This window comes from Desulfosporosinus cupriresistens, from assembly GCF_001707885.1.
Classification (GTDB): Bacteria; Bacillota; Desulfitobacteriia; order Desulfitobacteriales; family Desulfitobacteriaceae; genus Desulfosporosinus.
The window spans coordinates 1-12088 of record NZ_MASS01000085.1; the positions used below are offsets into that span (position 1 = coordinate 1).

The 12088-nt window shown below is 43.9% G+C and carries 14 protein-coding genes; 1 reads left to right on the top strand and 13 read right to left on the bottom strand.

The features are described 5' to 3' along the window. The 13 genes from DSBG_RS24150 to DSBG_RS20295 form a co-directional block, all read right to left on the bottom strand. Positions 1-119 (bottom strand): 2Fe-2S iron-sulfur cluster-binding protein (locus DSBG_RS24150; protein WP_141694389.1); only part of this gene is annotated, 119 nt, incomplete at its 3' end. A 161-nt stretch (positions 120-280) separates the two neighbouring features. Beyond that, positions 281-1213, bottom strand: a complete 933-nt coding sequence (locus tag DSBG_RS20240; RefSeq protein ID WP_068966644.1) for an NADH-quinone oxidoreductase subunit G — start codon at positions 1211-1213, stop codon at positions 281-283. Between the two features lie 20 nt (positions 1214-1233). Continuing rightward, the gene (nuoF, locus tag DSBG_RS20245) at positions 1234-3021 is read right to left on the bottom strand and encodes an NADH-quinone oxidoreductase subunit NuoF (protein WP_068966646.1); all 1788 of its coding nucleotides are present in this window, start codon (positions 3019-3021) and stop codon (positions 1234-1236) included. A 12-nt stretch (positions 3022-3033) separates the two neighbouring features. Next, positions 3034-3516, bottom strand: coding sequence for an NADH-quinone oxidoreductase subunit NuoE (gene nuoE, locus DSBG_RS20250; RefSeq protein WP_068966648.1), 483 nt, complete (start codon positions 3514-3516; stop codon positions 3034-3036). A gap of 51 nt (positions 3517-3567) precedes the next feature. Next, entirely contained in the window at positions 3568-4149 is a 582-nt protein-coding gene (locus tag DSBG_RS20255) for a 5-formyltetrahydrofolate cyclo-ligase (protein ID WP_068966650.1), read from the bottom strand. 1005 nt (positions 4150-5154) lie between these two features. Further along, complete coding sequence (tsaD, locus tag DSBG_RS20260; RefSeq protein WP_068966652.1) at positions 5155-6183, bottom strand: tRNA (adenosine(37)-N6)-threonylcarbamoyltransferase complex transferase subunit TsaD; 1029 nt, start codon at positions 6181-6183, stop codon at positions 5155-5157. Further along, a complete protein-coding gene (rimI, locus tag DSBG_RS20265; protein ID WP_068966654.1) occupies positions 6180-6647 on the bottom strand; it encodes a ribosomal protein S18-alanine N-acetyltransferase in 468 nt (155 codons plus the stop codon). The genes tsaD and rimI overlap by 4 nt, the downstream gene beginning before the upstream one ends. Next, a complete protein-coding gene (tsaB, locus tag DSBG_RS20270; RefSeq protein WP_068966656.1) occupies positions 6640-7365 on the bottom strand; it encodes a tRNA (adenosine(37)-N6)-threonylcarbamoyltransferase complex dimerization subunit type 1 TsaB in 726 nt (241 codons plus the stop codon). Before tsaB ends, rimI begins: the two co-directional genes overlap by 8 nt. A gap of 46 nt (positions 7366-7411) precedes the next feature. After that, the gene (tsaE, locus tag DSBG_RS20275) at positions 7412-7882 is read right to left on the bottom strand and encodes a tRNA (adenosine(37)-N6)-threonylcarbamoyltransferase complex ATPase subunit type 1 TsaE (RefSeq protein ID WP_068966658.1); all 471 of its coding nucleotides are present in this window, start codon (positions 7880-7882) and stop codon (positions 7412-7414) included. Between the two features lie 187 nt (positions 7883-8069). Beyond that, positions 8070-9005: a DMT family transporter gene (locus DSBG_RS20280; protein WP_068966660.1), complete on the bottom strand. Its 936-nt coding sequence runs from the start codon at positions 9003-9005 to the stop codon at positions 8070-8072. Continuing rightward, positions 9005-10153 (bottom strand): amidohydrolase, encoded by a 1149-nt coding sequence (locus DSBG_RS20285; protein WP_068966666.1) that lies wholly within the window; start codon positions 10151-10153, stop codon positions 9005-9007. Before DSBG_RS20285 ends, DSBG_RS20280 begins: the two co-directional genes overlap by 1 nt. A 43-nt stretch (positions 10154-10196) precedes the next feature. Further along, positions 10197-11090 (bottom strand): DMT family transporter, encoded by an 894-nt coding sequence (locus DSBG_RS20290; RefSeq protein WP_068966662.1) that lies wholly within the window; start codon positions 11088-11090, stop codon positions 10197-10199. Positions 11091-11328: 238 nt separating this feature from the next. Next, positions 11329-11685: a helix-turn-helix domain-containing protein gene (locus DSBG_RS20295; protein WP_009613148.1), complete on the bottom strand. Its 357-nt coding sequence runs from the start codon at positions 11683-11685 to the stop codon at positions 11329-11331. Positions 11686-11808: 123 nt separating this feature from the next. Between DSBG_RS20295 and DSBG_RS20300 the strand changes: the two genes are divergently transcribed. Beyond that, positions 11809-12088, top strand: a 280-nt coding sequence (locus tag DSBG_RS20300) for a response regulator (protein ID WP_068966664.1), incomplete at its 3' end; no start/stop codon positions are given.

Genomic DNA, 12088 nt, shown 5'->3' on the forward strand with positions numbered 1-12088 from the left:
TCCGGGTCATGGCACAAGGTGGGAATGGGGATATCATTCATACGACAGGCCTCAAGCACTGTTGTCCCTTTCGGGACGCAAGCTTCCCGCCCATCAATCGTTAAGGTAAACCATTCCAAAGTAATCCACTCCTCTCATTTTGTTTTAGTTTGGTTTAGTTTGGTTTAACTAGATTTTTGAACTGAATATGAAAAATGGGCCTTCCTAAGAAGCGCCCTTTTTTCGTCTTAAATTGTATAATATAAGCATTTAACTTAAACTTTTATTAGTCTTATCAGTCTTATTTCGTTAGGGAGTTAATCTTTTCCACGATATCACCTAACCCTAAAAATTCCCCCCAAGTGACCTGAACAAACTCACCCTCTTGATTGATGAAAGGCATTTCTGTCCGATCAGAATTGTACCTGAAGTCCGAACCAATACGTCCTTTCAAGCACAGCGGTCGGCCATTCGCCGCGGATTTTGCTGTAACACCAACAACTTTACCATTCTTGGAGTTAATGTCAAATTTGCAGCCCGAATCACAAAAAGTACAGGTGACTTCCTCAGTTGATAGCTCCCATGCTCTACCTTTGCCAATCATGTTTTTATCCATAAGGGCTCCAACGGGACAAATGGCCACACACCTGTTGCAATAAACACAGCTTGAATCCTTCAGATCGGTGTCCATAAAGGTTGAAACCTTAGCGCTAAATCCACGATAAGCAAAGCCAATCACATTGCGTTCTGTTACCGCTTCACAGGTAGCAATACATTTGCCACATAATATACACTTATTAAGATCCCTTAAAATATAAGGGTTTGCGTCATCTATGGGCAGGTGGCGCTTTTCTCCCTGATATTTTTTCCCTGTTACACCATACTCATAGGCATACTCCGCCAGAGAACAGTTTCCTAATTTTTGGCAAGTCATGCAATCTAACGGATGATTGGCAACCAACAATTCCAAAATTGTTTTACGAGCATTTAAAACTTTCGGATTCTGCGTTTCGACCTTCATACCTGGGGTTACTTGTGTGACACAAGAAGGAGGAAGATTGCGCATCCCTTCAATTTGAACAATGCACAAACGGCAGGCACCGGCAGCGGTCAACTCAGGGGCATGACATAAGGTCGGAATCGGAATATTATTCATGCGACAGGCTTCAAGCACCGTCGTCCCCTTCGGAACGGAGACTTCGCGCCCATCAATCGTTAACGTAAGCAACTCCAAAGTGTTTCGCTCCTCTCCGCTTATAACCGAATAACCGCGTCAAACTTGCATTTTTCCAAACAGGTTCCGCATTTGATACAAGCGCTCGCATCAATCTTATGCGGTTCTTTCTTCTCCCCTGTAATACAGCCAACTGGACAGTTTTTAGCGCAGAGCCCGCAACCTTTACACTTCTCTTCATCAATCGAATAGGTAAGCAAGGCAGTGCAGACATGAGCTGGACACTTATGGTCAAGAATATGTGCTTCAAATTCATTTCTGAAGTACTTCAGCGTAGCCAGTACTGGGTTCGGTGAGTTCTGACCCAATCCACAAAGCGAAGTTTCTTTAATAACCAGAGCGAGATTTTCGAGCGTATCAAGATCCTCTAGTTTTCCCTCTCCTTTGGTAATCCGGTCAAGGATATCCCACATCCGTTTGTTTCCTTCTCGGCAAGGGGTACATTTTCCACAAGATTCTTTTTGGGAAAAGTCTAAGAAGAAGCGAGCAATATCCACCATACAAGTGGTTTCGTCCATGACAACGAGTCCACCCGAGCCGACCATAGCTCCCGCTTTTGTTAAAGTATCATAATCCACCTGAAGGTCAAGCATCGAATCCGGCAAACATCCGCCAGAGGGGCCCCCAATTTGTACGGCTTTAAAGGCCTTGCCGTTTTGAATTCCGCCCCCGATGTCAAAGAGGATATCCCTTAAGGTTGTGCCCATTGGGACTTCTACTAGACCAGTATTGTTTATTTTCCCAGTCAAGGCAAAGATTTTAGTTCCTTTGCTCTTTTCTGTTCCGTATTGGGTATACCAATCAGCACCATTTTTCAAAATGTGAGGTACACTCGACCAGGTTTCTACATTATTAATATTGGTTGGTTTTCCCCATAAACCACTTTGGGCAGGGAACGGTGGGCGTACATTGGGCATTCCACGACGTCCTTCAATTGATGCCATAAGTGCGGTTTCTTCACCACAGACAAAAGCACCAGCCCCAGCTCGGATTCTAAGACGGAAATTAAATCCGGAATTCAAAATATTATCACCTAAGTAGCCTGCTTCTTCAGCTTGGGCAATAGCAATTTCCATATGTTTGATGGCAAGTGGATATTCCGCTCGACAATAGACATACCCTTCATCGGCGCCGATCGCATAGGCACCAATTAACATCCCCTCAATAACGGAGTGAGGGTCCCCTTCAAGAACGCCCCGATCCATGAAAGCGCCGGGATCTCCTTCATCTGCATTACAGATAACATATTTCTTGTTACCTGGAGAGTTCCTACAAAAACCCCATTTAAGCCCGGTTGGAAATCCTGCACCACCCCGACCACGCAAGCCAGCTTTCTTGACTTCTTCAACGACTTCATCCGGTGACATTTTCAGGGCATTCGCCAAACCCTTATATCCATCGTTATCAATATAATCCTGAATCTTTTCTGGATCAATAAAACCACAATTCTTTAACACAAAACGCATTTGCTTTGCAAAAAAATTCGAATTGGCAAAGGTTGTCGCTGGTTTTTGGGTAAGAGGATCGATATAAAGCAATCGCTCGACAAGTTTACCTTCCATGAGGTCATTGGCTACTATCTCGGGAATATCTTCAGCCTTTACCTGGGTATACAATGTTTGTTGTGGTTCAATGATCAGCGTCGGTCCTTGCTCACAGAAGCCGTGGCATCCTGTTGGAACAACGCTTACGCTGTCCTGAATTCCTTGGCGTACTATTTCTTCCTGCAATACGTCAATAATTTTATGTGCACCGGATGAGGCACAGCCCGTCCCTGCACAAACGAGAATACGTTTGTTCTCTGCCATCCCTTTATCCCCCTACTCGTATTTCGCCAATATTTCTGGAACACTCTCAGGCTCTAATCGTCCATAAACCTGACCATTGATTGACATTACCGGCGCAAGTCCACAAGCTCCAATGCATGCCACAATTTCCAAGGTATAACGCTTATCCTCCGTAGTTTCCCCATCTTTAAGTTTTAAACCTTTTTCAATAGTTTCTAATACTTTAGCTCCTCCGCGTACATGGCAAGCTGTTCCTAAACAGACATTAATTAAATTTCGTCCAACGGGAGTCAAGCGAAACTGGGAATAGAACGTAACCACACCATAGATCCTCGCCAGAGGCATACGTAACCCTTTACTAATGTGTTTAAGCACATCAGCAGGCAAATATCCATAGATCTCTTGGGCCTCTTGCAAGATTGGAATGAGAGGACCATTTTCATCTCGATACTTGATAATGACTTCATCCAATTTAATTTGCTTTGGGTCCACTAAATTCTCACACGTGGTGCACAAAAAAAATCCCCCCCTATTGAAATTCCCTTTGAAGTTTGATACCTTAACGTTCTAAAATTTGTATACCTCATTTTCTGTGATCAATATTGTCATTTTGATATCATGTTTGTCAACTGGCACTTTCTCAATAACTTGACATTCGAAACCGAGAGCGACCTTAGGTGTTAAGGGATTTAACAACGTAAAGAAGCGATCATAAAAACCGCCACCGTACCCTAAACGATTCCCTTGAAGATCAAACCCCGCACCAGGCACGATAATTATATCGACTTCTGATGGTTCTACTTTTCCATTAGTAAGTTTAGGTTCGCGAATGTCCCAAGCCCCTGACTCAAGATCCTCACTTAGATCGCGTACTTCAAGTGGAAGAAGTATCCCGTGGGGTGCACAACGAGGTAATACAAGTTTTTTCTTACATGTTATCGTCGCCTCCGCTAAAGCTGTAGTCTCTACTTCATCACGAAAGTTAAGAAATAACATCACTGTCTGAGCCTGTTGGAACTCTGGTAAATCTTGAAATTTCTGCTGGATAATTCGACTCTTACTTTCTCTCTCTTTTTCTCCTAAAGCTGCCCGCTGAGCTAAACACGATTTGCGCACTTCTGCCTTAAAGTGCCGTTTGTCCTCACTCATTTCAGTACTACCCCTTCGGTTAGATCTCGCTCTTTATAAGAAACATTCGATCAATATAGCAAAAATCCTTCCTGTTTTTAAAATATTATGAGTATTTTCAAACAATTCCAAAATAATATAGAACAAGGATCAAGAGTAATAGGCAGCAGTCTGTAGTGCACATCATATAGTGTATCTTGCCTTGCACTTCCTGTCATGTTTATGGACATAAAAAAAGTGTTTAGTGAATTAAGAAAATAGTTCGTTATTTTTGTAAATTATGAAAAAAAGGTCATCTTTAGGTAGAAATCTCTTGCTTTCTTCCATTTTTTATTACGAAGAGTTATCCACATATCAAAATCAAGTGATTGCGCCATGTGCCAAACTTATGCACATTATCCACAGGACCTGTGGGTAACCTTATCCAATGTGAGGATATTTATCGAAAAACCTCAAAACCGCATCAATGACTTATCTACAGACTTATCCACATTATCCACAGCTACACCTTATCCACAGAGAAGATGCCCTCTTATCTGTCATAAAGTTTCCATTAGTACGAAAGGAAGCGAGGAAATGAAATTCCTCGCTTCGTTCTCAATACTAAGGCCTGAACTTGGCTATTTCAGTTGTAAGTTCTTGGGCTATTTTAGATAACCCGTAAGAAGCCTGTTCTATTGTTTCATACGCGGTATTTGTGGGGCAGGCTAAAATTGGTGTGTGCCCATATATAACATTTAAGACATACTTCTTCCACGAACTTAGAAAAGCGTCAACTCCGTGAACAGGTATCTCGTTCTGCCTGTTTACGGAGTTATGGATAGAATCACCAAAAGCCCGCTAAGTCGATGCTTTGCACATCAATTTAGCGGGCTTTTGGGTTTAAGTACTTATATATACTGAAATGCACCAAATGAAATGAAACCTCAAGCGATGACGGTGCGCTTTTGGCTCCCTGCTCCCTTTAGCGAGCTAGAATGATTAGCTCTACGTCGTAGGATCCGGGTGCAATTTCACAAAAGTCACTCATACAAGTCCAAGACCCGGCACAGCGTTAAGTGTCCAAGGCGCGAAGTCCCCTGCTAAATAATGATAATACCCAGCTACCGCAATCATTGCTCCATTGTCGGTACAATAAATGGGGGGCGGACAAACCAGGTGTACTTTATGTTCAGACAACGATTTCTCTAAGGTTTCACGCAACAAACTATTAGCCGCAACTCCACCCGCTAATAGTAACGTCTTAACTCCCGTCCGCTCAATGGCCATCAACGTTTTCCTAACTAAAACATCTACAACCGCTTGCTGAAAAGAGGCCGCAACATCTGGAACGCTGAGAGTATCTCCCTGCATACGCGCAGAATTCAAAGTATTCAAAACGGCTGATTTCATACCACTAAAGCTAAAATCCAAACTATCCGGCTCTAACATGGCCCGGGGAAACTTAAACGCAGACGCATCCCCCTCTTGAGCCACTTTTTGTATCTGAGGCCCGCCAGGATAACCTAAACCTAAGGTCCGGGCCACTTTATCGAGTGCCTCACCTGCCGCATCATCACGTGTATGACCTAAAACTTGGTACTGCCCGTGGGCTTCAAACAAAATAAGATGGGTATGTCCTCCAGAAACCAACAAAGCCAGCAGTGGGAACTCTAAATCCTGATGATCTAAGAAATTAGCATAGATATGCCCTTCCAAGTGGTTGATGCCAATCAAAGGGATTCCTGCAGCATAGGCCATCGCTTTCGCTCCGGAAACCCCTACTAATAGGGACCCTACAAGCCCAGGCCCATACGTCACAGCAATAGCCGATAACCCCCGAAAATCAACCTTCGCTTCATCTAATGCTTGCTGCACAACTAGGTAAAGATGAAGACTGTGTTCGCGTGAGGCGATTTCTGGCACAACACCTCCATACTTCTGATGGGTCACTATTTGAGAAGAAATGATATGGCTGCGCAAATCTGTTCCGTTCACTAAAACTGCCGCAGAGGTCTCATCGCAGCTTGTCTCAATTCCTAAAATTACTACACTCTTTTTTGTACTCTCCGTCACGTTACATTCACTTCCGTTCCCAATTCCACCCACATGATCATTGCGTCCTCTCCAGTATCCGCATAATATCCTTTACGGAACCCGGCGGTAACAAAACCTAAGCGCTTATATAAAGACTGAGCTGGGCTGTTGGAGACACGGACCTCCAGCGTCATCCGCTCCATTCCCTGTTCCGCCATCTTCTCCATCACAGACTTCATTAAAAACTCTCCCCAACGCTGCCCTCGATAGTTGGGAGTAATGGCGATATTCGTAATATGTCCCTCATCAAGGATAAACCAAAGCCCCATGTAACCGATCACTTGGCCGTTTAACTCTAAACAGAGATAACGCGCATACTCGTTTTCTTTAAGCTCCGCCTTAAAGGACTCAAGAGACCAAGGCGTTGAGAAAGAGACACGCTCAATTTCCATAATGGCATCCAGATCGGTAGTAAGCATGGGCCGCACAATCCCACTATTCATGCGCCGCTCTCCTTCGTGCCTCCTCTTTCTTTGCCCAATTAACCTCTGCCTCAGAAAAACGAATGTAGTAGGGTTCCACCCGGTCCCCGGTACCTGTTTCTTGCCAACGTTGCCAAACCGCTCGAGCCGCATAGGCACCCCGAGGTAAGCTTATATACTCTGGTAAAATTACCGCTCGCTCGCCCAAAACATTTTCAATAAGTTGTTTTGATTTTGAAACCGCATCTCCGACAAAACAATACGAACGATCGAGTCGCTTCAATTGTTCTAACCATAGGTCTATGGACAATGCTTGAGGCCAGGTTAGGCACTCTGCCTTCTCTACTCCTTGTTTCCAATAGTAACGAGCTGTGTACCACTCATTTTTGCGGGCATCCAGAATAGGAACAATATCCTCCGTTCTCCCCAAACCTGCCCAAGCTAAGGCATCGAGGGACACTACGGCAATGAGGGGGAGATTCAGCACTTGAGCCAATCCTTGCGCTGTAGCGATTCCTATTCTGATTCCAGTAAACGAACCCGGCCCTCGCACTACCCCGATCATATCTAAATCCTGAAGTGTCCAAGCAGCAGCTGTAAGCAACTGATCAAACATTGGAATAAGGCGCTCTGAGTGCGTCTTTAAAGTATGTAAAAATCCTTCTCCGACAAGTTGCCCGTCTTCGGCCAAGGCCACTGCCGTAACTTTTGTCGTCGTATCGATCGTTAAGTATTTCATGAGAACCTCCGAACCTTCATTTTCCTATCCTATGTGTTGTACTAGCCTAAATCATGTCTTTTAAACGAGTCTCCCAATCAGAGTCCTTGGCATGAAAGATAATCTCACGTGGCTGTTCTCCACTTCCAATGATTACAACATCTAAGCGGTCTTCTGGCAAATAATCTTCTATAATTTCTGGCCATTCAATTAAACAGACAGCATCTTCAACGAAGGCGTCTTCAACCCCAATCACTTCAGCCTCTTCCGGACGCTGTAATCGGTAAAGGTCCATGTGAATTAATCGTACCTGAGTTCCTTTAAGTCGTGCTATGTATTCATGGATTAAGGTGAAGGTTGGGCTCGTCATAGGACCGATCACACCTAACGCCTCACCTACCCCTTGGGCAAAGGCTGTTTTCCCTGCGCCCAGATCTCCAAGCAGAGCTACGACGCTTCCTCCCCCTAAACACTCTCCCAGTTTTTTCCCCCACTCTCGAGTTTGCTCAACCGTTAAACTCGTAACTCTATAGTCCATGCTACTCTATTCCTCCTAAATACAAACTTCTTTAGTGTACCCTGTTTGGATAAGGAATATAGGAAACTTTTAAAACTTACGAAATTATGCATGATAAAAATTTATTTTATTCTGCGCTTAAGTTGAGCCAATCTGTGGATCTAATGAGCAATGGACGATATGAACCTCAAACTATATAATACTAACTTTAAGCCTCGATTTGGATAGGTGGCAACGCGATCCTGCCAAAGGTATTCGTTCCCCAAACTCCTAAAACTATCAGTGTTATGCCCAATGCCTGAATCCATCCAAACGGCTCTCCCCTAAAAAAAACGCCCGCAAAAACAGACACGACCGTTATAAGATTTAAAATTGGTGCAGTTTGCGAAACGGGCAATTTTGCAAACATATAATTAGAAAGAAAAAAAGCAAGCACTGACGATAAAGCACCTAGATAGAGAATTGCCCATAAAACACTCGGCAACTGAAGCGGGCTTAAATAGGTTAAGAACGACCCTTCACTAACGCTCTGCCCGACACCTAGTACATTAAAGATCACAGTTCCGGCCCACATCATAATAAATGTAATCTCCAAGGGAGTAAACCTCTTGGATGAATGTCTTGCTAGGATACTGTACGCGCCCGCTGCCAAAACAGCTAAAAGAAGAGCTAGTATCCCCCAGAGATGCTCTCCAAACTGGGGTTTTCCTTGAGCAGACACGATCAGTAACACTCCCAACACAGAGGCACTGATCGAAATAATCTGCTTCACATTGAGCTTTTCTTTGAGAAAAATTGCAGCCATGCTGGCTATAGCCACTGGAACTAGTGCGATAACCATACCCGCCTCAGACGCTGAAGTCCACTTAACTCCCCAAGTCTCCCCAATGAAATAAAGTCCTGGTTGAAAAAGCGCCAAGAGAAGCAGAGAGGAGATCGATTTTCCCTTAAGCTTGAACCTTACCACACCTGTCAACTTTAATAATGTAAGAAAAAGTGCAGCCACTCCAAATCGAAAGCCCAGAAGTTGCAGCGGAAATGTATGATCCAAGGTCTCCTTAGTAAATAAAAAGGAGAAACCCCAGATTATCGCCATCCCTATTCCTGCAATAATAGGAAGTCTCGCAGACCATTGAGAACTCATTAGCTTATTCCATTTTCTTTAGGCTCTGGGTTTACAATCTTACCGTCAATGATCACATAAAGCGGGTGAGCGGTTAAAACAAATGGATGTTCATTCCAGATGACAATATCTGCATCTTTTCCAACCTCAAGAGATCCTATTCGATCAGACACCCCTAAGATCTCTGCCGAATTGATGGTGATGGCTCGCAAGGCATCAGCCTCATCCATCCCTGCTTTGCAAGCTAACGCCGCACAAAGCGGAAGCTGTTCAATCGGTGTGACAGAATGATCCGTCATGATAGCAACCTTCACTCCAGCTTTGGCTAAGATGCCTGGAGTTTTGAACGATTTATCTTTAAGCTCAACTTTTGAACGGTTGGTCAACAAGGGCCCCACCACTGCTGGGTACCCCAGCTCAGCGAGTTCCTCTGCTATTTTATGGCCTTCCGTACAATGTTCGATAACCAGGTCCACCTCAAATTCGCGCGCAATACGAATCGCCGTCATAATGTCATCTGCACGATGAGCATGGGCGCGCAGAGGAATTTCGTGGTTAATCACCTTCACAAGGGTTTCTAAACCCAAATCTCGCTCTGGAATTTTGTCAGGATCTGTTTTCCCCTCTTCTATTTTATCCCGATACACCTGAGCATCCACCAAGGCCTGACGAAGAAGTGCTGCCGTTCCCATCCTGGTCATCGGCATTTTCTTTTGTTCGCCGTAAACCATCTTAGGATTTTCTCCAAAAGCCACTTTCAAACCTGCAGGATCACGGACAATCATCTTATCCACAATTTTTCCGGCCGTCTTCATGACAACTCCCGTTCCTCCAATCACATTCCCACTTCCAGGTCCTGTGAATACAGCCGTCACACCACCTAAGCGGGCATCTCGGAAACCCTCATCTTCAGGGTTAATTCCATCAATTGCTCGCATGTCCGGGGTCACAGGATCCGTCATTTCATTAAGGTCTTCCCCTTCCCAACGATAGATCTCTTCGCCAATACCTATATGGCAATGCGCATCAATGAACCCTGGCAACACAAGACATCCCGATGCATCGATCACAACTCCATCTGAGGGAACTTCCACATCCGAATCTTTTCCCAGCGCCACTATTTTTGATCCCTCAATTAGGATATTCCCTATAAATTCGCGTCCGATCATCGTTTTAATCTGACCGTTTTTAATAAAGAGCTTCTTTGTTGCTTTATTCACCTTTACGCCTCCAGTTTAATAATAAAATTCCACACATTACCAAGCCCCCACCAATCCACTGATCTCCGGTGGGAAACTCATTAAAGAAAACAGCTGCCATAATAAACGTCATTGGCAACTCAAATGTGCTGAGAAGGGCTGCTTGATCAGCTCCGAGCCGATTAATCCCCACCAAAATCATATAAAACGGAATGATCGACGCGACTGTCGCTAGCAAGAAACCGATTTCCCAAGTTTGAGCGTTCTCCCAAGGAATACTCATGATGTCTCCTTTGATAACAATCAGCAGAGCTAAAGCACAAACCCATTGAGAAAAACACATCGCGACCAAGGGAGATACCCTTGTTAAAGCGATTTCGCCCAAAATATTAAAAGTCGCATAGGCCATGGCGGCAGCCAAGCCCAGAATTATCCCCTCTATAGCAACTCCACTTACTCCAGAGAAGATTCCGCTTGCCAGCGTGGTCCCTGCTAGGGTTAAGAAGAAGGCAATCATCTCTTGCCGTCCAACCCTTTTGTGCCAAATTACCACTCCGACTACTAAAACCAGCGCTGGATAGAGATAAAGGAGCAAAATAGCCACAGAGACAGGAACAAACATGAGGGAATACGCGTATAAAAGTCCGGTTCCTAAGTTCCCGACCACACCTTGTACAACTAAAATCCTCACTGTTCGAAACGTTACCCTAAATATCTCACGTTTAAAGAACACAGCATAGATCAGAAGGAGTATCGACGCTATCCATGATTGCAGGGTAATAACCTGAATTGGACCGAGCCCCAGATGGTAAGCCCACTTCAGCAGTATTGACATTAAGGCATAACCAGTTCCTGCTCCCAGAACAGCTCCAACACCCTGCAAACGTCTTTGTTGAACGTTTTGCACGAAAGATGACCCTCTTTTCTCTTGTTGGGCTAGATTACTTTTCTCGCAATCTCTCGAAACACTGATAAGTCATTTAACCATTATATCAGACTATCACTATTATCACAGCTCAGGATTTAAAAAGAATGATCCTTACGTCCAACAACCGAGTACATGGACAAGCCTCTTACCCGTCAGAATACGAATATTATTAGCATACTATCATCGTTAAGAAAAAAGCTGTCGGAACGAAAAAACATTAGTAATGCAGCTGGTCCTTTTGGCAGTCATGATCTTCGAGGGATTTGAAGTAAGCAGTGGCAATATCATGGACGAAGGCAACAGAGTAAGGTGCTTTGCCTGACAAAAGGGAGATTAAACGTTTCAATTCATCATCGCCCTTATCAGGTGGGGTTAGCAGCAGAGCAGGTTCAATTTCCAAGGCTTTTGATATTGTGGAAATCAGCTCTAATGAAGGAGATTTTTGAGCTCGTTCCAGATAACCGATATAAGTACTACTTACATCGACTTTTTCCGCAAGGCATTCCTGAGTAATGCCTTTAGACAGACGGTAAAACCGTATATTTTTTCCTACCACTTTTCGGATACTTTCCATATAATCACCTCATTACCATTGTAAAGGTCTAAGTACAACTCTTTCACAAATTAAAAGTTTGTATAATATGTTGAAAATATATACTGTTAGTCATATAATGATATAAAGAGGAGGAGAATGCTCATGGTCGAGTACATATTAGTAGTAGATGATAGGCCATCCATTCGCAGGTTATTTGCGGAAGTACTAGCTAACGCCGGCTATGAGTCAAAACAAGTGGGCAGTGGTGACGAATGTTTAGGATATGCTTTGTCTGAATACAAACCATCACTTATTTTATTAGATAATAACATGCCAGATATCCGTGGTTTAGATGTATTGCAATTGCTAAAAAATGATGGGTTCGCTAAGGACATTCCGGTAATTATGATTAGTGGAGAGGAGATAGAAGAGCAAGCCAAGG

Excerpts from the sequence above, each read along its gene's own strand:
- nuoF (WP_068966646.1), bottom strand. The coding sequence starts at position 3,021 with ATGGCAGAGAACAAACGTATTCTCGTTTGTGCAGGGACGGGCTGTGCC.
- DSBG_RS20255 (WP_068966650.1), bottom strand. The coding sequence starts at position 4,149 with ATGAGTGAGGACAAACGGCACTTTAAGGCAGAAGTGCGCAAATCGTGT.
- rimI (WP_068966654.1), bottom strand. The coding sequence starts at position 6,647 with ATGAATAGTGGGATTGTGCGGCCCATGCTTACTACCGATCTGGATGCC.
- tsaB (WP_068966656.1), bottom strand. The coding sequence starts at position 7,365 with ATGAAATACTTAACGATCGATACGACGACAAAAGTTACGGCAGTGGCC.
- tsaE (WP_068966658.1), bottom strand. The coding sequence starts at position 7,882 with ATGGACTATAGAGTTACGAGTTTAACGGTTGAGCAAACTCGAGAGTGG.
- DSBG_RS20280 (WP_068966660.1), bottom strand. The coding sequence starts at position 9,005 with ATGAGTTCTCAATGGTCTGCGAGACTTCCTATTATTGCAGGAATAGGG.
- DSBG_RS20285 (WP_068966666.1), bottom strand. The coding sequence starts at position 10,153 with ATGATCGGACGCGAATTTATAGGGAATATCCTAATTGAGGGATCAAAA.
- DSBG_RS20295 (WP_009613148.1), bottom strand. The coding sequence starts at position 11,685 with ATGGAAAGTATCCGAAAAGTGGTAGGAAAAAATATACGGTTTTACCGT.